This is a genomic window from Curtobacterium sp. 22159 (assembly GCF_052045775.1).
GTDB lineage: Bacteria > Actinomycetota > Actinomycetes > Actinomycetales > Microbacteriaceae > Curtobacterium.
On sequence record NZ_JBQEPN010000016.1, the window covers coordinates 38,913 to 61,006 of the forward strand.

At 72.6% G+C, this 22,094-nt stretch carries 23 protein-coding genes; 9 read left to right on the forward strand and 14 right to left on the reverse strand.

Annotated features, from left to right (window positions below):
• Positions 1-21 precede the first annotated feature (21 nt).
• The gene (locus tag ACTJKO_RS16375) at positions 22-774 is read right to left on the reverse strand and encodes an SDR family NAD(P)-dependent oxidoreductase (RefSeq protein WP_440690253.1); all 753 of its coding nucleotides are present in this window, start codon (positions 772-774) and stop codon (positions 22-24) included.
• Between the two features lie 94 nt (positions 775-868).
• Between ACTJKO_RS16375 and ACTJKO_RS16380 the strand changes: the two genes are divergently transcribed.
• Together ACTJKO_RS16380 and ACTJKO_RS16385 are read left to right on the forward strand one after the other, a co-directional pair.
• Complete coding sequence (locus ACTJKO_RS16380; RefSeq protein WP_440690255.1) at positions 869-1,288, forward strand: MarR family winged helix-turn-helix transcriptional regulator; 420 nt, start codon at positions 869-871, stop codon at positions 1,286-1,288.
• Positions 1,285-2,631: an MFS transporter gene (locus ACTJKO_RS16385; RefSeq protein ID WP_440690257.1), complete on the forward strand. Its 1,347-nt coding sequence runs from the start codon at positions 1,285-1,287 to the stop codon at positions 2,629-2,631. The genes ACTJKO_RS16380 and ACTJKO_RS16385 overlap by 4 nt, the downstream gene beginning before the upstream one ends.
• A 57-nt stretch (positions 2,632-2,688) precedes the next feature.
• On the opposite strand, the gene ACTJKO_RS16390 is transcribed toward ACTJKO_RS16385, so the two are convergent.
• Entirely contained in the window at positions 2,689-3,582 is an 894-nt protein-coding gene (locus ACTJKO_RS16390; RefSeq protein ID WP_440690259.1) for an alpha-E domain-containing protein, read from the reverse strand.
• Positions 3,583-3,722: 140 nt separating this feature from the next.
• Between ACTJKO_RS16390 and ACTJKO_RS16395 the strand changes: the two genes are divergently transcribed.
• Positions 3,723-4,253 (forward strand): MarR family winged helix-turn-helix transcriptional regulator, encoded by a 531-nt coding sequence (locus ACTJKO_RS16395; RefSeq protein WP_440690261.1) that lies wholly within the window; start codon positions 3,723-3,725, stop codon positions 4,251-4,253.
• 9 nt (positions 4,254-4,262) lie between these two features.
• A complete protein-coding gene (locus ACTJKO_RS16400) occupies positions 4,263-4,559 on the forward strand; it encodes a hypothetical protein (RefSeq protein WP_440690263.1) in 297 nt (98 codons plus the stop codon).
• Here the strand turns inward: ACTJKO_RS16400 and ACTJKO_RS16405 are convergent.
• From ACTJKO_RS16405 to ACTJKO_RS16430, 6 genes are all read right to left on the reverse strand, one after another.
• Positions 4,556-5,404, reverse strand: coding sequence for an NAD(P)-dependent oxidoreductase (locus ACTJKO_RS16405; protein WP_440690265.1), 849 nt, complete (start codon positions 5,402-5,404; stop codon positions 4,556-4,558). The two genes, ACTJKO_RS16400 and ACTJKO_RS16405, sit on opposite strands and share 4 nt — an antisense overlap.
• Positions 5,405-5,465: 61 nt before the next feature.
• Positions 5,466-6,497: a M23 family metallopeptidase gene (locus ACTJKO_RS16410; RefSeq protein ID WP_440690267.1), complete on the reverse strand. Its 1,032-nt coding sequence runs from the start codon at positions 6,495-6,497 to the stop codon at positions 5,466-5,468.
• A gap of 12 nt (positions 6,498-6,509) precedes the next feature.
• Positions 6,510-6,839 carry a hypothetical protein gene (locus tag ACTJKO_RS16415; RefSeq protein WP_440690269.1) on the reverse strand — a complete coding sequence of 110 codons (330 nt, stop codon included), beginning with the start codon at positions 6,837-6,839 and terminating at the stop codon, positions 6,510-6,512.
• 134 nt (positions 6,840-6,973) lie between these two features.
• On the reverse strand, positions 6,974-7,717 hold the full coding sequence (locus ACTJKO_RS16420; RefSeq protein ID WP_440690271.1) for a lysophospholipid acyltransferase family protein: 744 nt from the start codon (positions 7,715-7,717) through the stop codon (positions 6,974-6,976).
• Positions 7,718-7,794: 77 nt separating this feature from the next.
• Positions 7,795-9,642 (reverse strand): DNA helicase RecQ, encoded by a 1,848-nt coding sequence (gene recQ, locus ACTJKO_RS16425; RefSeq protein WP_440690273.1) that lies wholly within the window; start codon positions 9,640-9,642, stop codon positions 7,795-7,797.
• A gap of 9 nt (positions 9,643-9,651) precedes the next feature.
• Positions 9,652-10,779, reverse strand: a complete 1,128-nt coding sequence (locus ACTJKO_RS16430; RefSeq protein ID WP_440690275.1) for a lysostaphin resistance A-like protein — start codon at positions 10,777-10,779, stop codon at positions 9,652-9,654.
• Positions 10,780-10,815: 36 nt separating this feature from the next.
• Here ACTJKO_RS16430 and ACTJKO_RS16435 point away from each other — a divergent pair, with 36 nt between their 5' ends.
• Positions 10,816-11,718: an EamA/RhaT family transporter gene (locus tag ACTJKO_RS16435; RefSeq protein WP_440690277.1), complete on the forward strand. Its 903-nt coding sequence runs from the start codon at positions 10,816-10,818 to the stop codon at positions 11,716-11,718.
• A gap of 28 nt (positions 11,719-11,746) precedes the next feature.
• On the opposite strand, the gene ACTJKO_RS16440 is transcribed toward ACTJKO_RS16435, so the two are convergent.
• Positions 11,747-12,184: a GNAT family acetyltransferase gene (locus ACTJKO_RS16440; RefSeq protein WP_440690279.1), complete on the reverse strand. Its 438-nt coding sequence runs from the start codon at positions 12,182-12,184 to the stop codon at positions 11,747-11,749.
• Between the two features lie 96 nt (positions 12,185-12,280).
• Between ACTJKO_RS16440 and ACTJKO_RS16445 the strand changes: the two genes are divergently transcribed.
• Together ACTJKO_RS16445 and ACTJKO_RS16450 are read left to right on the forward strand one after the other, a co-directional pair.
• A complete protein-coding gene (locus tag ACTJKO_RS16445) occupies positions 12,281-13,087 on the forward strand; it encodes a class E sortase (RefSeq protein ID WP_440690281.1) in 807 nt (268 codons plus the stop codon).
• Positions 13,084-13,260, forward strand: coding sequence for a hypothetical protein (locus ACTJKO_RS16450; protein ID WP_440690283.1), 177 nt, complete (start codon positions 13,084-13,086; stop codon positions 13,258-13,260). Before ACTJKO_RS16445 ends, ACTJKO_RS16450 begins: the two co-directional genes overlap by 4 nt.
• A 69-nt stretch (positions 13,261-13,329) precedes the next feature.
• On the opposite strand, the gene ACTJKO_RS16455 is transcribed toward ACTJKO_RS16450, so the two are convergent.
• The 4 genes from ACTJKO_RS16455 to ACTJKO_RS16470 all read right to left on the reverse strand — a co-directional run bounded on the left by ACTJKO_RS16455 (position 13,330) and on the right by ACTJKO_RS16470 (position 19,368).
• Complete coding sequence (locus tag ACTJKO_RS16455; protein ID WP_440690285.1) at positions 13,330-16,305, reverse strand: AAA family ATPase; 2,976 nt, start codon at positions 16,303-16,305, stop codon at positions 13,330-13,332.
• Entirely contained in the window at positions 16,305-17,465 is a 1,161-nt protein-coding gene (locus ACTJKO_RS16460; protein WP_440690287.1) for an exonuclease SbcCD subunit D, read from the reverse strand. The genes ACTJKO_RS16455 and ACTJKO_RS16460 overlap by 1 nt, the downstream gene beginning before the upstream one ends.
• A gap of 62 nt (positions 17,466-17,527) precedes the next feature.
• Positions 17,528-18,697, reverse strand: coding sequence for a S24/S26 family peptidase (locus ACTJKO_RS16465; RefSeq protein WP_440690289.1), 1,170 nt, complete (start codon positions 18,695-18,697; stop codon positions 17,528-17,530).
• 71 nt (positions 18,698-18,768) lie between these two features.
• The gene (locus ACTJKO_RS16470) at positions 18,769-19,368 is read right to left on the reverse strand and encodes a hypothetical protein (protein ID WP_440690291.1); all 600 of its coding nucleotides are present in this window, start codon (positions 19,366-19,368) and stop codon (positions 18,769-18,771) included.
• Between the two features lie 235 nt (positions 19,369-19,603).
• On the opposite strand from ACTJKO_RS16470, the gene ACTJKO_RS16475 reads away from it, so the two are divergent.
• Positions 19,604-20,179 (forward strand): MarR family winged helix-turn-helix transcriptional regulator, encoded by a 576-nt coding sequence (locus ACTJKO_RS16475; protein ID WP_440690293.1) that lies wholly within the window; start codon positions 19,604-19,606, stop codon positions 20,177-20,179.
• A 36-nt stretch (positions 20,180-20,215) separates the two neighbouring features.
• Complete coding sequence (locus ACTJKO_RS16480; RefSeq protein WP_440690295.1) at positions 20,216-20,725, forward strand: mycothiol transferase; 510 nt, start codon at positions 20,216-20,218, stop codon at positions 20,723-20,725.
• A gap of 54 nt (positions 20,726-20,779) precedes the next feature.
• Here ACTJKO_RS16480 and ACTJKO_RS16485 read toward each other — a convergent pair.
• Positions 20,780-22,094, reverse strand: a 1,315-nt coding sequence (locus tag ACTJKO_RS16485) for a DEAD/DEAH box helicase (RefSeq protein WP_440690297.1), incomplete at its 5' end; no start/stop codon positions are given.

The following is a 22,094-nucleotide window of genomic DNA, read 5'->3' on the forward strand; positions in this document are numbered from 1 at the left end:
CCTCCCGTCCGCCGACCGGTGTCAGTGGGCGCTGTAGCCGCCGTCAACCAGGTGGTAGCTGCCGGAGATGAACGAGGCCTTGTCGCTCAGCAGGAACAGCACGAGCGCGGCCACCTCGGAGTCCTTGCCGAGGCGCTTCGCGGCGTGCTCGCCCTCGAGCGCGGCGAGCGCCTCGGGTGAGAGCGACGAACGCACGAGCGGGGTGTCGATGAAGCCGGGGCCGACCGCGTTGGTGCGCACGCCCTGCGCCGTGTACTCGAGCGCGGCGACCTTGGTGAGGCCGACGAGCGCGTGCTTGGAGGCGACGTACGCGGCGTTCTCCGCGATGCCCACGGTGCCGAGCACGGACGCCATGTTCACGATCGCGCCACCGCCGGCCTGGAGCATCGCCGGGATCTCGTAGCGGAGCCCGTAGAAGACGCCGTCGAGGTCGACCGCACGGACGCGGTCCCACGCCTCGACGTCGTACTCGCCGATCGGCTGCGGCGCGGCGCCGATGCCGGCGTTGTTCACGGCGAGGTGCAGCGCGCCGTAGGTGTCGACGGCGAACTGCACCATCCGCTCGTTGTCGGTCGCGACGGCGGAGTTCGCCTCGAACGCGGCCGCGGTGCCGCCCGCCGACCCGATCTCGTCGGCGACACGCTGTGCGGCGTCGAGCCGGATGTCGGTGACCACGACCCGTGCGCCCGCGGCGGCGAGCTCCTTCGCGATCGACTCCCCGATGCCGCTGCCGCCACCGGTGACGATCGCGACCTTGCCCTCGAACTCGGACATGTTCTCCTTCTCTCTCGGCAACACGTGTTGTCTAGCACGAGCGTACACCCGAAAACCAGTTCGTTCGCTGAACTAATTTGCTAGGCTAACGACCGTGCACGACGTCTCCCTCTCCACCGACCTCCGGATCGCGGTGAACCGCCTGTCCCGGACCCTGCGCGCCCAGAAGGCGGACACGACCGTGACCGATGCGCAGTTCTCCGCGCTCGCCCGACTGCACCGCGACGGGGCGATGACCCTCGCGGACCTCAGTCGACAGGACGGCGTCACTCCCCCGTCCATGACGAAGACGGTCGCGGTGCTCATCGAACGCGGCCTCGTGACCAAGGGCGGCCACGGCGACGACCGCCGCAAGGTCCGCATCTGCGTGACCCCAGAGGGCTCCGCCTTCGTCGAGGAGACCCGACGCCGTCGGGACGGCTGGCTCACACCGAGGCTGGCCGAACTCACCGAGACCGAACGGCAGACGATCGCCGACGCCACCGAGATCATGAGGAGGCTGGCCCAGTCGTGACCGCCATGTTCCGTTCCCTGTCCGGCCGCAACTACCGCATCTGGTTCGCCGGCGCCCTGGTGTCCAACGTCGGCACCTGGATGCAGCGCACCGCCCAGGACTGGCTCGTCCTGACCAAGCTCTCCGACAACGACGCCATCGCGGTGGGCGTCACGATGGCCCTGCAGTTCGGGCCGCAACTGCTGCTCCTCCCCCTGACCGGCCTCGCCGCCGACCGGTTCGACCGGCGCAGGATGCTCATGCTGACGCAGGGGCTCATGGGCGCACTGGGCCTCGGACTCGGGATCATGGTGCTGACGAACACCGCGACCATCTGGTCCCTCTACGGGTTCGCGCTCGCGCTCGGCATCGTCGCCGCCTTCGACACCCCGATCCGGCAGGCCTTCGTGTCCGACGTCGTGCAGGGCGAGCACGTCGCCAACGCGGTGGCACTCAACTCCGCGTCGTTCAACGCTGCCCGGCTCATCGGCCCCGCGGTCGCCGGCGTGCTCATCGCCGCGATCGGTTCCGGCTGGGTCTTCGTGATCAACGCGGCCTCGTTCCTGGCCGTGCTCGGCGCGCTCCGGTTCGTCGACCCGGCGCAGCTCGCCGAACGCGTGCGGCCGAAGCGCGGCAAGGGGCAGATCATCGCGGGGTTCCGGTACGTGCGGACTCGACCGGACATCGTCATCGTGCTCTGCATGATCTTCGTCATCGGCACGTTCGGCGTGAACTTCCCGATCTTCACGTCGACGATGGCCCGTGTCGAGTTCCACAAGGGTGCCGGCGAGTTCGGCCTGCTCAACTCGGTGATGGCGATCGGATCGGTCGCCGGAGCCCTGCTGTCGGCGCGGCGCGACCGCCCGAGGATGCGCATGCTCGTGGTCTCGGCCGCCGGGTTCGGCCTCGCCTGCACGGCCGCTGCCCTGGCCCCGACGTACTGGTCGTTCGCGATCGTGCTCGTGTTCGTCGGCCTCGCCTCCCTGACCTTCATGACGACCGCCAACGCCCTCGTGCAGACCACCACGAAGCCGGCGATGCGAGGCCGCGTGATGGCGCTCTACATGGCGATCTTCGCGGGCGGCACACCCATCGGCGCCCCGATCGTCGGTGCCGTCGCCGATGCCTGGGGTCCCCGCTGGGCCATCGCCGTCGGCGCGGCGTCGGGGTTCGTCGCGCTCGCGATCGCCCTGGTGTGGCTCGTCCGGCACGAGCGGTTCCGGCTCCGGTACGACGCCGACACCCGGCTCCACCTGGCGATCACGCACGCGGTGCCGGTTGTGGGATCACGCGCGGCGCGCGCTGGGCTCCGCCGCGACCTCGAGCGCGACGAGGCGGTCGCCGACCGGTCCAGCGCCGTCTGACGCGCCCGACCGTCGGACGGGAGGCGCAGGACCGGCCCGCACCGCGCCTCCCGTCCGTCAGCGCGCCGGTTGCGGGGTCGCGAAGACGCGCTCGTCGAGCGCACGCACCACCCGGTCCGCCGCCACCGCCAGGCGTTGCCCGACCGGGCGCACGGCGAGGAGCGCGGTCTCCACGGACACGGCCTCCAACCCGGCACGCGCCTCGGCGAAGGCGGCGACCTCGTCGTCGATGCACGACGGCGCGACGTCCGCCAGGCACTCGGCCGCGCGCCGTGCGAGGAACCGCAGCGAGCGGGGGCTGTGCTCGTCGAGGAGCAGGAAGGCGGCGGCGTCCTCGGCTCCGGGCGCCTGGTGGTCCCGGCCCCGCTGGAACGCCTCCCCCGCACTGCAGGCGCGGAGCGCCGTCGCCCACGAGGGGACGGATCCCGGTTCGAGCAGGTCCGACGCGAGCAGCCGCGCCGTGGCGGCACATCGTTGCAGCGACCGCCCGAGGGTGAAGAACTCCCAGACCTCGTCGCGACTCGCGTCGGCCTCGACGACCCCGATCGCGAGGGCGCTGCGCTCCCGCACCCACCCCAGGAACTCGTGTGCGCGGTCGGGCGCGACCTTCCGCGGCATGCGCGACCGTGTGACGTCGAGGCAGTCCCACAGCTCCGTCGAGACGACCTCGCGCGCGCGTCGTGCGTCGTCACGCGCGACCGCCACGGCCGAGGCGATGGACGCCGGCTCGTGCCGGTCGAGTGCGAGGGAGTCGATGGTCGCCGCCGGGTCCCCGTCCGGCGCCGCTCCCGCTCCGCCGACGACGGACCGCAGTTCCGTGGCGAGCGCACGGTCCCACGCGCCGGTCGGATCCCGCCGGGCCACGTAGACGTCCAGCATCCGGGCGACGACGTCGGTGCGTTCGACGGCGCTCCCGACGTGGAACACGTTCCCCGCGAGTCGGCTCAGCACGTCGGCTCCATGCGGCGACCGTACTGACCCGTGATTGCCGGGGTGTTTCGTCCTCGCGTCACGGGTGTTGCAGACGGCCCGGCGCCGTCCAGGAGCCGCACTCGCTAGACAATCTAACTAGAGCGTCTAGCATTGTCTCCATGACTTCCGAGGTGACGACCAGCGCCGCGGGATTCTGGTACGGCGAGGATTCCAGGGTCGACGCGGTGGACGTGCTCAACGCACTCCGCAGGTACCGTACTGCCGAGAGTGCGGCGCAGCGGCGTGCGCGCGAGGCACTCGGCATCGGCGAGAACGCCCTGCTGGCACTGCGCGTGCTGCTCGACGCCGAGGAAGCCGGACGGACCGTCAACGGCAAGGACCTCGCCGAGCAGCTCGAGATCACGGCGGCGTCGACGTCCGCACTCGTCGATCGGCTCGTCCGCAGCGGACACGTCGAGCGCCACCCGGACCCGAACGACCGACGCGGGGTGATCCTGACCGCTTCGGGCGGCTCGATGCGTCAGGTGCTGCAGGTGCTCGACCAGCTCGACTCCCGGGCGATCGAGGCCGCGGAACACCTGTCGAGCGAGGAGATGGCCGTGATCGTGTCGTTCCTCGACGAGATGGTGCGTGTGGTCGACGACGTGGACGCCGTGGGCGATCCCGCGCGCGCCGGCCGCTCCGCGTAGCCTGCTCTCATGGCAGGAGCGGGCGCGGCGCACGACCCGTCGGAGCAGGACCGGTCGGCGTACGACCCGTCGGTGCACGACCCGTCGGTGCACGACCCGTCGGCGCACGACCCGTCGGCGCACGACCCCGAGGACGACATGCCGCTGGCCGAGCTCGATGCCCGGGCGCGGGCGGACGCTGCGCTCCGGCGCATCCGCGACGGCGCCGACCCCGCACGTGAGGCCTTCGACCTCGCCAACACGATGAACGACGAGACCGTCGGACGGCTGACGAACACCGTCCGACGGTGGTTCCGGCGCGGCTAGAAGGCCGTGCCGACTGCGGCGATGTCGTCGCCGCCGTGCCCCGAGGCGCTGGCGTCGGCGTAGACCCGTCCGAGCGCGTCGAGCAGGACCGTCGAGACCCCCGTGCTCCGCGCCGCATCGGTGATGAGGCCGATGTCCTTGCGCAGTCCGTCGAGCGCGAACTGGGCGGGGAACGTGCCGTCGATCATCGCCTTGCCCTTCGTGTGGGCGTACGCCGAGTCGCTCGCACTGCCGTCGATCGCCTCGAGGAAGAGCTCCGGGTCCAGCCCGAGCGCGCGGGCGACCGCGAGGGACTGCCCCGTGGCCGCGGTGATCGACGCGATCCAGGCGTTCGCCGCGAGCTTCAGTGCGGTCCCGGCGCCGACCTGCTCACCGGCACGGACCGTCTTCGCACCGATGGCGTCGAGGACGGCGTCGATCCGGTCGAGCACGTCGGACGGTCCCGCGGCGAGCATCGTGAGGGTTCCCTGCTCGGCCGGTGCCTTCGTGCCGAGCATCATCGCCTCGACCAGCGTGATGCCGTACTTGCCGGCGAGCTGCACGACCGTCTCGGTGCCGGCGACCCCGATCGTGGAGCACTGCACCCAGACGGCGTCCGTCGGCGCTTCGCCCGCTGCGGACTCGAGCACGTCGACGACCGCGTCCGTGTCGAACAGCGTGAGCAGGACCACGTCCGCCTCGGCGACCGCCGCACCCGCATCGGTCGCCACGGTCGCACCGCGTTCCCCGAGCGGCTCTGCCTTCTCGGCGCTCCGGTTCCACACCGTGACCTCGTGGCCCGCCCGGAGCAGCGATGCCGCCACGCCAGCCCCCATCGTCCCTGTCCCCAGCACACTCACCCGCACGCGCTTCTCCGTCCCTGCGTCGGCACCGTGCCGCCGCGCACCCGACGCTACGCGCTCGACGTCAGAGCAAGCCCCGATGGGCGAGCCAGGCCGCGGGGTCGACCGGCGTGCCACGGACGATGACCTCGAAGTGCAGGTGCGACCCGGTGGAGACACCCGTGCTCCCGACGTCGCCGATCCGCTGCCCGACCGTCACGGTCTGACCGACCCGCACACCGATGCGCGAGAGGTGCCCGTACCGGGTGCGGGTGCCGTCGGCGTGTTCGAGGAGGATCTGGTTGCCGTACCCGCCCGAGACACCGGCGGACACCACGCGCCCGGCCATCGCGGCCACGACGGCCGTCCCCGTGGGGGCAGCGAAGTCGAGTCCCTGGTGGTCGGTCGAACACGCCGAGCACCCACGGACGAGCCGGGAGCCGAAGCCGCCCGCGGCGGGGATCGACCCGGCCACCGGGCGGGCCCCCGACACTGCGCGCTCGCCCGGGGACGGCGCCTCGTCGGCCGCCCGGTCGGGGACGCGGCCGATCGCGAAGGCGTCGCGCTGGACGGTCGCCGACGACAGCACCGCGGCCGTGTACTCCTGCCCGGCGACCGCGGAGCGCGGGGCGTGCGCGCTCGCAGCCATCGCCGTCTGGGGGGTGGCGACGGAGACGACCAGGCACGCGACGACCGCGGTGGCGGTCACCGGCACGGCCTTCGCCGATGCCAGGGCGGCCCCGACGGAGCGCATCGGGAGGCCGACCACCTGGGTCAGCGTCCGCCCGAGTCCGGTCCGAGCGGAGTTCCGGGGCGCGGTTCGCAGATCACGTCGGCGCGGCAGGTCGGCGGGTGCGGGTCGGGAGGCGCGGGTCGGCTCGGTCCGCCCCGCACCGGCCTCGGGTCGAGCGCCGTGTGGCTCGACGGTGCCGCTCGACGGGGCGGGGACGACGTACGGCACCGCGGAGGCCGCAGCTGCGGCCGGGTGTGAGCCGAGTGCTGCCGCCTCGGCGGCGCGGCGTGCTCGGCGCGTCGGGTACGCACCGGGTGCGGCCGCGGTCGCTCGGGCGGCAGCACCGCGCGGGCGCATCGGCAGGGCGTTCGTCGTCGTGGTCATCGGGAGCCGTGGTCAGGCGCGGACGACGCCGTCGCGGGTGATGCGCTCGAGCTCGATCGCCACGGCATCGACCACGGCGCGCGTGATCGCGTCGGCGACGGCCTCGACGAGGGCGAGCTGCTCGGTGTCGACGCGGACCACACCGGCGGTCGCGGCGACCACCCGGCCCGGGATCTCGTCGATCGCCGCGACGAGGGCGGCGGGGACGACGTCCGCCGAGGCGACCGGTGCCGACAACGGCGACGTCGGGGCCGGTGCAGCCGCGGGCAGGACCGTGGCGGAGGCGGCGGGGGTGCGCTCGGAGCGGCGGGCGATGGAGTCGAAGAGCGGCGTGGAGGACATGCTGCTTGCCTTCCGGTGAGGAGGTCGGAGCGGCCCGTTCTCGGTCGGACCGCGTGGAGGGTGTGCCCCTGGGCACACCTCCATTCAAGCAGCAATATATCGAATGTGCAATGCCAATTTCGGTAGCCGCTCGTTCAGTCGGGCTGGACGGCCTCCGTCGGGTCGTCCCGCCGCAGTGCCTGGCGGACTCGTTCGACGATCGTGGCCGGCGGGTTGTTGTACGCGTTCGCGGGCTCCTGGCCGCTGAGTTCCTGGATCGCCGCCATCACCGCATCGGTCGCGTGCCGACGAGCACGGCCGGAGGACGCCTCGCCGAACCCGGACAGGTCGAGCGGTGCTCCGAACTCGATCGTGACCCTCGCGAGCTTCGGCACACGCGACCCGACCGGCTGCACGTCCTCGGTGCCGGTCAGCGCGACGGGGACCACCGGCGCGCCGCTCGTCAGCGCCAGCCAGGCGACACCCGTCCGGCCCTTGTACAGACGGCCGTCGAGGGACCTCGTCCCCTCGGGGTAGATCGCGAAGGCCTCGCCCGCCTCGAGTCGTTCCAGGCCCAGGTCGAGAGCGTGCTGGGCCGCCGAGCCCGCGCCACGCTCGACGCCGATCGCGCCGATGCCGCCGAAGAACGCTCGGGACACCGCCCCGCGGAACCCCGTCCCGGTGAAGTACTCCTGCTTGGCGAGGAACGACACCTTCCGCGGCGCCATGAGCGTGATCGCCGGCGAGTCGATGAAGGAGCGGTGGTTGCTCGCGAGGATCACCGGCCCGCGCTTCGGGACGTTCTTCCGCCCGATCACCCGCGGCCGCCAGAGCATCCGGGCCAGCGGCGTCACCACCGCACGGCTCAGCGTGGTGGTGAACTTCGTCGAACCGGACACCCGGGCCTCCTCGTGACGGGAGGTTCCGAGTGTAGTGACCGCCCGATCGACCACATGCCCGGAGCGGCATGTGCCGGTCAGTCGGCAGCGGCGACGACGTCGAGGACGGCTCGGCCGTAGCGTTCGAGCTTCGTCCCGCCGACCCCAGAGATCTCGGCGAGCTGGTCTTCATCGGCGGGTTTCACGGCCGCGATGCCCCGGAGCGTGGCGTCGTTGAAGACCACGTACGCCGGCACGCCCTGCTCGCGGGCCTGCGCTGCACGCCACGCGCGCAGGGCCTCGAACAGCCCGACGGCTTCCTGGGGCATGTCCGTGACCACCGAGCGACGGGCACGTCCGGCGCGGGGTGCCCTGACCGGATCGCGGCGCATCAGGACGGTGACGCGGCCCGCGAGGACGTCGGCGCTCGTGGGGCTCAGCACGACGGTGCCGAAGCCGTCGCCGGACACGGCCGCGTACCCCTGCGCGAGCAGCTGCCGGGCGACCGCGCGCCACTCCCCCTCGCTGAGGTCGGTCCCGATGCCGAACGTGGCGAGGGAGTCGTGTCGGAGCTCCTGCACGCGGGGCGACTGCTTGCCGACGAGGATGTCGACGAGGTGCGCGACGCCGTACCGCTGACCGCGTTCGCGCTCGAGGCGGACCACCGTCGAGAGCAGCTTCTGGGAGGGCACCGTGCCGTCCCACGACTCGGGCGGGGCGATGCAGGTGTCGCAGTTGCCGCACGGCGTGGAGTCCTGCCCGAAGTAGGCGAGCAGCCGTACCCGGCGGCACTCGATCGTCTCGCACAGGGCGAGCATCGCGTCGAGGTGCGCGCTGAGCTGCCGACGGTGCGCGGCGTCGCCCTCGGACTGGTCGATCATGCGGCGCTGCTGCACGACGTCGTTCAACCCGTACGCGAGCCAGGCCGTCGAGGGGAGCCCGTCGCGGCCGGCGCGACCGGTCTCCTGGTAGTAGCCCTCGACCGACTTGGGCAGGTCGAGGTGCGCCACGAACCGCACGTCGGGCTTGTCGATCCCCATGCCGAACGCGATCGTGGCGACCATCACGACGCCGTCCTCGCGCAGGAAGGTGGACTGGTTCCGTTCCCGCACCTTGGCGTCGAGCCCGGCGTGGTACGGCAGCGCCGGGATGCCCTGCTCGGCGAGTGCCGCGGCCGTGCGTTCGACCGAGTTGCGGGAGAGGCAGTAGACGATGCCGGCGTCCCCGCTGTGCTCGGTGCGGATGAAGGTCAGCAGCTGCTGCAGGGCGCCGGTCTTCGGCTCGATGCGGTACTGGATGTTCGGGCGGTCGAAGTCCGCGACGAAGTGCGCCGCGTCGTCGAGCCCGAGCCGGGCGGAGATCTCGCGGTGGGTCTGCGGCGTCGCGGTCGCCGTCAGGGCGATGCGCGGAACGGTCGGCCAGCGCTCGTGCAGGACGCTCAGCTCGAGGTAGTCGGGGCGGAAGTCGTGCCCCCACTCGGCGACGCAGTGTGCTTCATCGATGGCGAACAGGGCGATGCGGGCGCGGTCGAGCAGGGCGCGGGTCGACTCGAGCCGGAGCCGCTCGGGTGCGAGGTAGAGCATGTCGACCTCGCCCGCGACGACGGCCCGCTCGACCCGCGCGCGCTCGTCCGGGCCCTGGGTGGAGTTGAGGAACGCGGCTCTGACGCCGTTCGCCGCGAGGGCGTCGACCTGGTCCTGCATGAGGGCGATGAGCGGCGAGACGACGACGCCGACGCCGTCCCGCACGAGCGACGGCACCTGGTAGCAGAGCGACTTGCCACCGCCGGTCGGCATGAGCACCAGGGCGTCCCCGCCGGTGACGACCTGGTCGATGATCGCCGCCTGCTGGCCCCGGAAGTCGTCGTAGCCCCAGACCCGGCGGAGCACGTCGAGCGCCGCGGCACGCGAAGCAGACGCGGCGGCGGGCGCGGGGGTGGTGCTCATGCCTCGAGCCTACGGGCGACCGGCGACACCCACCGTGCTCTCCACAGGGCCGCCCGACCCCGCTTGACGGTCCGCGGCCACCTCGTCCAGGCGCGCCGGCGCGCTCGCCCAGCCCACGCCTCCAGGTCGGAACCACCGTCGACCGCCGGCCCAGACGGGCGGGGTGCCGCGGAAGCGCGGTGCCTCGTGTCCGGCGAACCGTCGGTCGAGACGGCGCCACCGTGCGAGCACCTCGACCATGCCCCAGTAGAGCAGGGAGGTCCCGAGTGTGATGAGCCAGCCGCCCGGCGAGCCGTTCGCGTCCTGCGACGACAGGTCGATGTGCGACCAGCCGGGCGCCTGCACGACGAAGATCATGATGTTGTTGAAGGCGTGCTGGAGGACGGTGGCCTCCATGCCGCCCGTGCGGAGCACGATGATCGCGGCGATCAACCCGAACGACCCGACGTCGAGGATGCCCCACACGTTGTAGCCGTTCGGGATGTGCAGCAGCGCGAACACGACGGTCGAGACGGCCACCGCGACGACCGTGCCCACGATGCGCACCGGGATCCACGAGCCGATCGTCTGCATGAGGAACCCGCGGAAGACGTACTCCTCGGCCGCTCCCTGGAACGGCACGAGCACGACGACCAGGACGATCGTCGTCACGAGCGTCGTCTGGGTGACGGTGGACTGCCCGATCGCGGCGTGGTCCCACCCGAAGCCGCCGCGGAACGTGAACATGCCCGCCGTCTGCGTGAGGAACATGATCACCGCGATGACGAGCGTCGGGATGAGGCACCACGCCGTCCACCGCCAGCGCACCCGGAACCGCGTGGACGACAGGATGTTCGCCGGACCGATGCCGGCGATCCTCACCGCGAGCAGGATGCCCGGCAGGAGCACCACCAGCGACACGAGCGAGACCGACATCACGAGCGGATCGGTCGGGTCGAGCGCCGCGTCCTGGAGCTTCCGCTGGAAGTCCATCACCGCGTCGACCCCGCCGGTGCGGCCGATCGGGATGATGAAGCCGAACACGATGAGGACCTGCGTCAGGACGTACCAGCCGCCCAGGACGGCGAGGGCCACGAGCGGGCGCCACCACCTCCAGCGTGCGTCGACGCGGGGCAGCCGGTGGTAGGGAACGCTCACGTGACGCAGGGTACCGGGACGGGCAGGATGGGAGCCGTGCTCACCGTCGTCCTCGGTCTGTCCGGCGCCCTCGTCTACGGGTTCGCCGACTTCCTGGGCGGCCTCGCCTCCCGACGTGTCCGTGCGGTGACGGTCGCCGCGGTCGCCGCCGCGGTGGGGATCGTGCCGCTGCTGCTCGGGCTCGTGCTGGTCGGCGGCGCGTTCACCCCGGCGGCGGTGCTCTGGGGAGCCGTCGGCGGGGCGTCCGGCGGGGTGGGCGTCCTGCTGCTCTACCGCGCGCTGGCGATCGGGCCGATGAGCGTGCTGTCCCCGCTCACCGCGGTGTTCGCCGCCGTGGTGCCCGTGCTGGTGGCGGTGGCCCGCGGGACGGCGTTGTCCGCGCTCGCGGTCGCAGCACTCGTCGTCGCGGTGGTCGCGGTCGTCCTCGTCGCGGCCGTCCGGGACTCCTCCGGTGCGCGGGTCACGCTCGGCGGTGTCGTCACCGCGGCGGTCGCGGGGTGCGGCTTCGGCGGGATCGTGCTCGCCTACGACATGACCCCGTCCGACTCGGGGGTCGCGCCGCTGATCGCCGCGCGGGTGTTGCAGGCGCTGCTGCTCGGCGTCGCCGCGGTCGTCTCGGGACTGGTGGCGCGGACTCGGACCGCGTCGGGGGATCCCGATGCCGACAACGGCGAGCGCGTCCGGCACGGGTCAGTCGCCCTGCTGCTCACGGTGCTGGCATGCGGCGTGCTCGACGCGCTGGCCAACGTCTTCATCCAGGCGGGGCTGCACGCCAGCGACGACCCGACCACGCTGCCGGTGATCAGCGTGCTCGACGCGCTCTACCCGATCGGCACCGTCGTCCTCGCCGGCGTGGTGCTGCGCGAGCGCCTCACGGCCGTGCAGTGGACCGGGATCGTGCTCGCGGTCGCGGCGTCCGTCGGGCTCGCGCTGTCGTAGGCGCGCGGCGCTTCGGGGATCCCGGAGTTCAGGCGTCGGGGATGAGCCGCTTCCCGAGTGACACGGTGTGGTCCGGCTCGTAGCCGAGCGACTCGTAGAACCCGATGACCTGCTCGTTGCCGGCCCGCACCTGCAGGTTGAGCTTCGGGCAGCCGAGCTCGGTGAGCAGGCGCTCGAACTCGGTCATGAACGCCCGGCCGAGCCCCGAGCCCTGCAGGTCCGGTCGCACCGCCAGGTAGTTCACCCAGCCGCGGTGTCCGTCGAACCCGGCCATGCCCGCACCGACCACCGGACGCTCCGGGTCCTGCACGTCCTCGGCGACGAGGAACAACTCCGGTTGGACGGTGAGCTTCCGGGCGATGTCGCGTCGCGGGTCGTTCCACGCGCGGACGAGCCCGCAGGCCTCCCAGAGGGCGACGACGGCCTCGGTGTCCGCCGGGGTGAAGGTGCGCAGGACGGGTTGCATCTCCTCACGGTAACGGTCCTGTGGACAACCTCGTCACGACGGCGTCACCGTGATCTGATAGACCTGTCCGACCACCCACCCCGGATCAGGAGCCCCGTGACCGTACACGAGACACTCCCGTCGCGCCGCGACCGGCACGACGGTGCTCGCCGCGGCGCGCGTCCGGCACCCCGGCGTCGACAGACCGTCGGTGGGGCGATCGTCTCGCTCATCGCCGAGCTCCTCATCATCGCTGGTGCCTGCACGGGCCTCTACGTCGCCTGGACAGCGTGGTGGACCGACGTCGTCGCCGTGAACGAGCAGACGAAGCTCGTGCAGACGCTCGACCAGAAGCCCACGAGCAAGCTCGTCGGCACGGAGCACCGCGGCCCCGCGCCCGTGCTCGCCGAGCCACCCGCGATCACGGACGTGTTCGGCACGATGCAGATCCCGCGGTTCGGCAACGACTACAAGCGACCCATCGGCGAGGGCACCGACCGCGAGAAGGTCCTCAACACGATCGGTCTCGGCCACTACGTCGACACCGCGATGCCGGGCGCCGAGGGCAACTTCGCCGTCGCCGGGCACCGCGTGACCTACGGCAAGCCGCTCAACCAGATCGCCGAGCTGAAGACGGGCGACGCCGTCGTCGTGCGCGTCTCCGACGCGAAGACGAAGTTCGACGTCTGGTACGTCTACAAGGTCACCGACTCGCAGATCGTCACGCCGGACCACGTCGAGACCATCGCCCCCGTACCGAACAAGCCCGGGGTGCAGCCCACCGCCAACGACCGCTGGCTGACCCTGACGGCCTGCCACCCGATGTGGTCCGCCAAGGAGCGGTACGTGACGCACGCCAAGCTCGACTACTGGATGCCCGCGTCGGAGGGCACGCCGAAGGAACTCTCGGAGACGACGAAGTGATCTTCCCGTTCGTCTGGCGCATCCTGCCGGGCCCGGCCGTGCTCAAGGTGATCGAGCTGCTCGTGCTCCTCGCCGCGATCGTCTTCGTGCTGTTCACGTGGGTGTTCCCCTGGATCGCGGCGGACATCCTGCCGCCACCCGACGGCACCGTCGACGTGTCGCCCTCGCCCTGACCGGCGTCCGGCCGCACCGCCGCACCGGCGTCCCGCCGCACCGGCGTCCCGCCGCCTCGACGCCGAGTCTCAGACGGTGGTCGTCACCCGCGACGCGCCGTCGGCCGTCCGCCGCACCGCGATCCGCTCCGGGATGCGCTGCTTGAGCTCCTCGACGTGGCTGACGATCCCGACCTGACGGCCGCCGGCGGTCAGCCGTGAGAGCTGTCCGATCACGTCGTCGAGCGTCTCCGGATCGAGGGTGCCGAAGCCCTCGTCGACGAACAGGGTGCCGAGGGCGACCCCACCGGCCTCGGCCTGGACGACGTCGGCCAGACCGAGCGCCAGGCAGAGGGACACGGTGAAGGTCTCCCCGCCGGAGAGGCTCCGCGGGTCGCGGACGGTGTCGGTCGTCTGGTCGTGCACGGCGAGCGCGAGACCGGTGCGACGTGCCCGGGACCCCGACTCGCGCTCGTCGGAGGTCTCGAGCGTGAACCGACCGGCCAGCATCGCACGGAGCCGGTCGTTCGCCGCCGCGACGACGTCCTCGAAGCGGCGCATGAGCACGTAGGTGCCGAGGGTGATGCCGCTCGGGTTGACCGTGGGCACACCTGCCGCGACGTCGGCCAGCCGCACGATCGCGCGGCTCCGGGCGGAGGTGTCGTCCCGCCCACGCACCGCCGTCGCCAGGTCGAGCGCGCACCGTTCGGATGCATCGGCCCGGTCCGCGGCCGAGGTCGCCACCCGCGTCGCGGCTTCCGCTGCCGCGGCGCTCGCGTCGCGTTCGGCCCGGGCGGCTTCCACGTCGAGCCGCTCTCGGTCGTCGTCCGCCGCGGCCACCACGGCGGGTTCGAGGAGTCCGGCGTCGACGATCGCGCGCTCCCGGTCGGCGTTCGCCACGTCGGCCCGCAGTCGCTCGGCGTCGGCCGGCTCGAGGATGCCGCCGCGCGCGGTCTCGACGTCGTCGAACTCCTGCTCTGCGAGGACGCGTGCCACCTCGGCGACGCGGTCCTGCAGGGCTTCCTCGGCCACCGACGACGCGTCGTCCGCCCGGGCGACGGCCTCGAAGTGGTCAGCGAGCGTGTCGAGCTGCTCAACACCTGCCCGGAGCGACTCCGGCGCGTCGACGAGGTGTTCCGCGACCCGGGCGATGGCCCGTTCGACCGCCGTGACGTCCTGCTCGAGCCGTTCCCCGTCGGCCTCCGCGGCTCCGGCGAGCACTGCCCGCTCGGCGTCGAGATCGTTCCGTTGCCGTTCGAGCGCACGGGTCTGTTCGTCGTGGGCAGCGCGCTGCAGTTCGAGCTCGCGCACGAGGACGGACGTGTCGTGGGCGGCGCGCACGCGGGCGTCGGCCGCGACGGCGAGGGCGTCGACCGTCGCCGCGTCGGTGTCGCCCAGCAGCTCGACCAGCCGAGCGAGTCCTGCACGCTCGACGGCCAGCAGCGTGGCGGCGTCCGCCAGGTCCTGCTCCGCACGGCGTGCTCGCGCGGCTGCGGCGTCGATCGACTCCGTCGTGGGGTGGTCGTCCTGCGGGATGGCCACGACCGGGTGGTCGGTGGCGCCGCACACGGGGCAGGCGTCGCCCGGGGTCAGCGCGGCGCCGAGCTCACCGGCCAGGCCGGCGATCCGGCGTTCCCGCAGCTGCTGCTCGGCTCGGACGAGTTCGTCGGCGGTGGTCCGGGCGACGGCGACGGTCTGTTCGGCGCGCTCGACCCGGTGTTCGCTCGTCGCGCGCGCGGCGAGGTCCGTACGGAGCCGGTCGACGCGCTCGACCTCCAGCCGGGCGGCCTCGGCCCCGGCAGCGACCTCGGCGGCGGCGCGGGCGTCCTCGACGAGTCGGGCCCGTTCGTCGGGGCGGGTGCCGAGCGCGGCATCGAGTTCGACGAGACTGGCGGTGAGCCGCTCCCGCTGCACAGCGGCGTCCGTCAGTGCCCGGCGACGAGCGGGGATGCCGTCCTCGACCACGACGAGGTGGCGGACCGACGCGAGGCACTCCGAAACGGCGGCACGCTGCTGTCCGAGGGCGTCGCCGTCGGCGGTCACGCCGTACTGCTCGCGGAGCGCGGCAGCGGCGGCCCTGGTTCCGTCCGCGCGGGCACGCGCTGCGTCGAGACCGTCGGCGACCGCCGCGACCCGTGCGGCTCGTTCCGCGAGTGCGATGCGGGTACGTGCCGCCGCGACCGCGTCCGCGCCCTCGTCGAGGAGCGCCCGTCGACCGAGCAGTGCCGCCCGACGTTCGAGGGCGGTGGCGCGTGCGACGACCGTCCGTTCGTGCTCCGCCGCCACGGCTGCCGCCCGGGCCGCGCGCGACCGGTCGGCCTCGGCTGCCTCGGCGGCGCTGCGGAGGGAGACGACCGTGGACGCGACCGACGACTCGTCGGGGTCGTCGACACCGGCGGCCTGGGCGAAACGGTTGAGGGCGTCCCGCACGCGGGCGTCGGCCTGCTCGACCTCGGCCTGCACCGCACGGCGGCGGGCAGCCAGTTCGTCGGCGGTGCGGTCGTACACCTCGGTGCCGAACAGCGACTGCAGGAGCTTCCGGCGTTCTTCGCCCGGGGAGCGCAGGAACCGTGCGAACTCGCCCTGCGGCAGCACGACGGTCTGCAGGAACTGTGCACGGTCCAGCCCGACGATGCGGGCGATCTCGGCGCCGACCTCGGGGATGCGCGAGGAGATCGGTTCCCCGACGGCGTCGGACGGGTCGGCCAGCCGGAACAGCTGCGCCGACGCCTGCTGCTTCACCGTGCCGGACCCCCGCTGCTTCGGACGGTCGTACTGCGGGGTGCGCCGGACCCGGTGGACGCCGGCGCTCGTCTCGAACACGAGCTCGACGTACGGCTCGACGGAGGGGTCGGCGTGCTGGCTGTGCAACCGGTCGTCGCTCGCGTCCGCTCCGGCGAGCTTGCCGTACAGGGCGAAGACGACGGCGTCGATGATGGTGGACTTGCCGGACCCGGTCGGCCCCTCGAGCAGGAACACCCCGGAGGCGGCGAGTGCGGCGAAGTCGATCGACACGACGTCCGGGTAGGGGCCGATCGCCCGGAGTTCGAGACGGTGGAGGTACATCAGCGGTCCCCTGCCCGCTGGATCGCGAACGCCGCGGCCTCGTACGCCTCGGTCAGGATCGCGAGGTCGTCGTCGTCCGGCGCGGCACCGGTCGCGAAGGCCACGAAGTCCGCCGCCACCTCGACCGGGTCGGACGTCGCCGACACGGCGCGTGCTGCGGCGCGCTCGGTGCGTTCCGCCGGTTCGTGCGTGATCGCGAGGGCGTGCGGGAGGTGCTCCTTCACCCGCGCGTACATGCGTTCCGGGTGCACGGGGTCGGTCACGGCCACCCGCACCCAGGCGTCCGCAGCGCCCCGGTGCGCACCGGACTCGATGTCGTCGATGCTCGCGCGCACGTCGACGAGCCGGCGGGGGACGGGCGTCGGCACGAGGTCCACCGTCACCGCGCCGGACGCGTCGAGGTCGACGACGGTCACCGACTTCTGCTGGTGCCGTTCCCCGAAGGAGAACGCGAGCGGCGAACCGGCGTACCGCAGCCGGTCGCCGCTGCCCACCCGCTGCGGCCCGTGCAGGTGGCCGAGGGCCACGTAGTCGACGCCGTCGAAGACGGACTCGGGGACGCGGTCCACCCCGCCCACCCGGATGTCCTGCTCGCTGTCGCTCGGCTCCGTGCCGCCGACGAAGGCGTGTGCCACGACGACGCTGCGCGTGCCGGGGCGCTGGGCGAGGTCGGCACGGACGCGGTCCATCGCTGCGCCCACCACGGCCTGGTGCGACCGGGCGAGCGGTTCGTCCGGCACGGCGGCGAGCGCGTACCGCGTGAGGTCCGGGTGGAGGTACGGGATACCGTAGACCGCGACCGGCCCGTCGGCGTCGTCGACGAGCACCGGGGAGGCGATCCCCGAGGGTTCCGCGAGGATGCGGACGCGCGGGTCCACACCGGATCCGAACCCGAGGCGCGCGGCGGAGTCGTGGTTGCCGGGGGTGATCACGACCGTGGTCGTCCGGGCGAGGCGTTCGAGCGCGCGGGAGAGCATCCGGACCGCGTCGACGGGCGGGATCGCCCGGTCGTACACGTCGCCCGCCACGACGACGAGGTCCACCCCGCGGGCGCGGACGAGGTCGACGAGCCAGTCGAGGAACGCAGCCTGGTGTTCGAGCAGGTCGGCACCGAGCAGGGTGCGGCCCAGGTGCCAGTCGCCGGTGTGCAGGATGCGCATGCGGTCACGGTAGCGCCGCCCACGGACATCCCCCGGTGCCCCGCGGGTTCCCTGTGGAGAACTCAGGCGCAGCTGAGGGTGGTGCCGACGAGCGCCGTCTGGATGCGGGCGGTCGCCGTGCTGTCGGCGTACCAGCTGCCCGCCCAGTTCGTCCGGACCTTCACCGTGACGACGGTCCCGAGCGTGAGGATGCTGGACCCGGTCACGCGGATCGGGGCGGTGCTGCCGGCCGCACCGGTCGCCAGCACCGTGTTGGCGTTCGTGTTCACCACCGAGAACGACGCGGCAGCGGGGCCGCCGTACGTGAAACCGATGTCGACCGAACCGTCGCCGTTCGCCGTGCACGTCACCGCCGTCGCGGCGGTCGCGGTGCCGGCCCCGAACGTCGACGTCGGATTGGCCGTGGTCCTCGCCCACGGTGCGGCAACCGCCTGCTCCGGGAGCATCACACCAGCGGCGGCCGCGAGCACGAGGACGGCTGCCGCTCCCCCGAGGCGGCGGAGCCGTGGCAGTGCGCGACGGTCCACGACCGTCGACGGTCCCGGCGCCTCGGACGGGAGGCGCGTGGCGGCGCCGTCCCGCGCCTCCAGTCCGTCATCCGGCACCGCCGATCCGGCGTCACCCGCACGGTCACCGTCGTCGTCGTCGCCGTCCTCGCCTCCGTCGTCGCCGCTGGCCCCGGCCAGGCGGCGGAGCGACCCGTCGACCGTGCAGAGCGCGAGCAGCGCGGTGAGGGCCAGGACGAGCGTCGCCACCTGCACCCATGCGCCGTCGCGGAGCCACAGGACCGGCGTCCCGACGAACGGCACCCGCAGGAACGCGACCCCGTGCACCGCCGACCGTTCGACGGGCGTCGAGTCCCGCTGCGGGTTGGCGTCGCCCTTCGTGACGATCGTGCCGTGGGTACCGTCGGCGACGTACCGGTGCATCCGGAGGTGGCCCGGCTGGTCCGGGTCGTCCGCGAGCAGGATCTTGCCCGTCCGGAGCTCGTCCGACGGCACCGGACGGGAGACGACGACGTCCCCCGGCGTCAGCCGCGGCTCCATCGAACCCGTCATGACCGTGGTGGGCTGCCAGCCGATGATCGCGGGCGCAGCCGCCCAGAGCGCGAGGCCGAGCAGGGTCACGACCACCCCACGGGCAGCCGTCGCGACGACGACGCGCCCCCAGTCGACGGCGTCGTGGAGCGCGCCGTGCGGTGCGGGACCACCGTGCACTGCGATGCTGACCATGACTGCCTTCGACCGGGAGCGCGTTGCGAGCTGACGGACGGGAGCCCTGCTCGGACCCCCGTCGCGCCGACTCAGCTGTTCTGGGCCTCCCACGTGAAGCCGAGGGCCGCCGTGCCGCCCTGCACGCTGTTCGGCGCAGTGCTCGAGACGGTGTAGGTGAAGCGGTAGACGCGGGACTCGGAGCCGCTGCCGGTCGGGGCCCAGGTCCCGACCCCGGTGGCGAAGTTCGTCGACGCGGACCCGAAACCGGCGACCGTGCCGCTGTAGAGCGTGCCGCTCGTGGACGCGGGGGTGAAGCCGGTGCAGGAGCCGAAGCCGCCGCCGGTGCCCTGCTCGACGGTCAGGTTGATGTTCGAGGCGAGGGCGTTCGTCGTGGCGGCGTTGGTGCCGTAGAGCTTCACGGTCGACGGCAGCGAACCGGTCGAGGTGACCGTGATGCAGTTCGCACCGGTCGAGCCCGGCTTGAGGCCCGTGGCGTTGAAGAGCGCGGTGTTGTTGTCGTCGTCGGAGAGCGCGACGCTGCCGGCGGTCCAGTTGCTCGTCGGGTTGACGGTGGTCGCCGAGAAGGCCGAGTACGACGCGGTCGAGACGACGACACCCGAGGCCACGAGCGCGGCGGGGATGGCGATCCAGGCCGCGAGACGGGCGGCGCGAGGGGTGACACGGGACATGACGGAGCTCCTGATCCATGGGGGCGTCGGACCCGCGGTGGTTGGTCGCGCTACGACGCTGTGATTGGTACGACGATCAAGCTACTTGGCCGCCGTGTGGCTCACAAGGGAAGGTACACCCCCACTGTTGGGGGTACTTCAATCACTGAGATACTTGTTGGATGAGCAGCATGACGGCACGCCCCCGCCGTCCCACCGATCGCGCACGCGATCACCACCCGAGAAGAGCCGCCCGATGACGGACACCACCCCCGCGCTCCCCCGCACGGACCCCGCCCAGCCACTCCCGCCCGCGCCCGCATCCCCCATCGTGGGCGTCCCCGAGACCGACCCGGACAGCGACCTCGCGACGCTGACGACGGCGTTCCGGCTGCTGCAGACCCAGCACGCGCGCGTCCTGCACCACGAGAGCTCCGCCCGCGGACTCAACGCCACCGACGCACGGCTGGTGTTCTTCCTCGCGGCCGCCGACGGCGAGGGCGTCACGCCGAAGCAGGCCGGGGAGTACCTCGAGCTGACGACCGGCGCCATGACCTCGCTCATCGACCGGCTCGAGAAGCGGTCACACATCGAACGCCGCCCGAACCCCGAGGACCGGCGCAGCATCCTCCTCCACCTCACCCCGTCCGGGTCCGAGGTCGCGCGGGAGATCGGCGCCGTCTACACGGACGCCTTCCGGGAGGTCGTCCCGCCCGCCGAACGTGCTCGGCTCGCCGAGGCCTTCGACCGGCTCGGGCAGGCGCTCGACCGGCACTCGCGAGCCGTCACCGCGGCTGCGGTCGAATCCGACGCAGCGCCCCGGACGACGTGACGGAGTGTGTCGGGCGCCGCGCGTAGCGTTGCCCGCATGACCCCCTCAGAACTCCTCATCGAAGCGTTCTCACGCGTGCCCTCGACCGTCGAGCGAGCGGTCGACGGCCTGTCGGAGGACCAACTCGCCTCACGCCCGGCGGCCGGAGCGAACACGCTCGCCTGGCTCGCGTGGCACATCGCGCGCGGGCAGGACGCCCAGATCGCGGACCTGGCGGGCAGCGAGCAGGTGTGGACCGCCGACGGCTGGGTGGAGCGGTTCGGTCTGCCGTTCCCGGCCGAGGCGCTCGGGTACGGCATGTCGCGCGACGACGTAGGCCGCGTGCGCGCCTCCGCCGAGCTGCTGCTCGGGTACCTCCGGGCCGTGCACGAGCGGACCGTCGCCTACGTCGGCACGCTCTCGCCGGAGGACTTCGACCCGGTGGTCGACGACGCGTGGGACCCGCCGGTGACGCGCGGGGCGCGGCTCGTCAGCATCCTCGACGACTGCACGCAGCACGCCGGTCAGGCCGGGTACGTCCGCGGGTTGCTCTTCTTCAACCGCTGACGCGGGGACACGGGAGGCGCNCGCCTCCCGTTTCCGGACGCGCTCGCGATCAGGTCAGCGCGCGGCGAGCTCCGCGATGATCCCGTCTCCGGGAGCAGCATCGACGAGCTCGGCCTCGATCTCCGCGTGCTCCAGGATGCCCTCGATCTTGCGGCGGCGGCCGCGCGGGACGATCGTCACGACCGTGCCCTCCTTGCCGGCACGACCCGTGCGACCCGAACGGTGCATGTACGCCTTGTAGTCGTCCGGCGCATCGGCCTGCACGACGAGCGAGACGTCGTCCACGTGGATGCCGCGCGCCGCCACGTCGGTCGCGACGAGGACGTTCACACGGCCGCTCGTGAGCAGCTGGAGGTTCCGCTGTCGGCGCGACTGGTTCAGGTCACCGTGGAGCGAGGTCGCGCGGATGCCGGCGTCCTCGAACTGGTCGGCGAGACGTTCGGCGTAGGCGCGGGTACGCGCGAACACGATCGTCTTGCCCGCACCGGCGACGAGTTCCTCGAGGAGCTGGTCCTTCTGGCGCTGCTCCACCACGAGCACGCGGTGGTCGATCGTCGACGAGGCCTGGTCCTCACCGGCGACCTCGTGGACGCTCGGCTCGTGCAGGAACTGCTCGACGAGCGACGCGACCTGGGCGTCGAGCGTCGCGCTGAACAGGAGCTTCTGGGCGCGCTTGCCCTCCGGGGTGACCTCGGCCGTGGCGGAGAGGATCTCCTGCACGGGCTCGAGGAACCCGAGGTCGCACATGTGGTCGGCCTCGTCGAGCACGGAGATGACGACCTCGCTCAGGTCGAGCGTCCCCTTGTTCATGAGGTCCTGCACGCGGCCGGGCGTGCCGACGATGATGTCCACGCCCCGCTCGAGCGCGCCCACCTGGCGGCCGTAGGGCACACCGCCGTAGATCTGCGTGGTGAAGAGCCCGACGGAACGGGCGATCGGCTGGACGGTGCGGTCGATCTGCAGGGCGAGCTCGCGGGTCGGGGCGAGGATGAGCGCGCGCGGGGCCCGACCCATCCGGCGCTTGGTGCCGCCGCCGTTCTCCATGAGCTTCTCGACGAGCGGTGCGCCGAACGCGATGGTCTTGCCGGAGCCGGTACGACCACGGCCGAGCACGTCCTTGCCGGCGAGCACGTCGGGGATCGTCGCCGCCTGGATCGGGAACGGGCTGACCGCGCCGAGCTCCGCGAGCGTGCGGGAGATGTTGCCGCCGATGCCGAGGTCGGCGAAGGTCACGCCCTCGACGTCGGCAGCGAGGGTCGCCTCGGCCTGGAGCTTCTCGAGCTTGACGTCGTCGGCGGGGACGTACGGCGTGCGCTCGGGGCGGTCGTCGCGGTCGAACCGACGCGGGGCACGGTCATCGCGGTCGAAC

Bases quoted from the DNA above. Each gene is read 5' to 3' on its own strand.
- ACTJKO_RS16375 (WP_440690253.1), bottom strand. From the start codon at position 774: ATGTCCGAGTTCGAGGGCAAGGTCGCGATCGTCACCGGTGGCGGCAGC.
- ACTJKO_RS16395 (WP_440690261.1), top strand. From the start codon at position 3,723: ATGACTTCCGAGGTGACGACCAGCGCCGCGGGATTCTGGTACGGCGAG.
- ACTJKO_RS16400 (WP_440690263.1), top strand. From the start codon at position 4,263: ATGGCAGGAGCGGGCGCGGCGCACGACCCGTCGGAGCAGGACCGGTCG.
- ACTJKO_RS16410 (WP_440690267.1), bottom strand. From the start codon at position 6,497: ATGACCACGACGACGAACGCCCTGCCGATGCGCCCGCGCGGTGCTGCC.
- ACTJKO_RS16415 (WP_440690269.1), bottom strand. From the start codon at position 6,839: ATGTCCTCCACGCCGCTCTTCGACTCCATCGCCCGCCGCTCCGAGCGC.
- recQ (WP_440690273.1), bottom strand. From the start codon at position 9,642: ATGAGCACCACCCCCGCGCCCGCCGCCGCGTCTGCTTCGCGTGCCGCG.
- ACTJKO_RS16440 (WP_440690279.1), bottom strand. From the start codon at position 12,184: ATGCAACCCGTCCTGCGCACCTTCACCCCGGCGGACACCGAGGCCGTC.
- ACTJKO_RS16455 (WP_440690285.1), bottom strand. From the start codon at position 16,305: ATGTACCTCCACCGTCTCGAACTCCGGGCGATCGGCCCCTACCCGGAC.
- ACTJKO_RS16460 (WP_440690287.1), bottom strand. From the start codon at position 17,465: ATGCGCATCCTGCACACCGGCGACTGGCACCTGGGCCGCACCCTGCTC.
- ACTJKO_RS16465 (WP_440690289.1), bottom strand. From the start codon at position 18,697: ATGGTCAGCATCGCAGTGCACGGTGGTCCCGCACCGCACGGCGCGCTC.
- ACTJKO_RS16470 (WP_440690291.1), bottom strand. From the start codon at position 19,368: ATGTCCCGTGTCACCCCTCGCGCCGCCCGTCTCGCGGCCTGGATCGCC.
- ACTJKO_RS16475 (WP_440690293.1), top strand. From the start codon at position 19,604: ATGACGGACACCACCCCCGCGCTCCCCCGCACGGACCCCGCCCAGCCA.
- ACTJKO_RS16480 (WP_440690295.1), top strand. From the start codon at position 20,216: ATGACCCCCTCAGAACTCCTCATCGAAGCGTTCTCACGCGTGCCCTCG.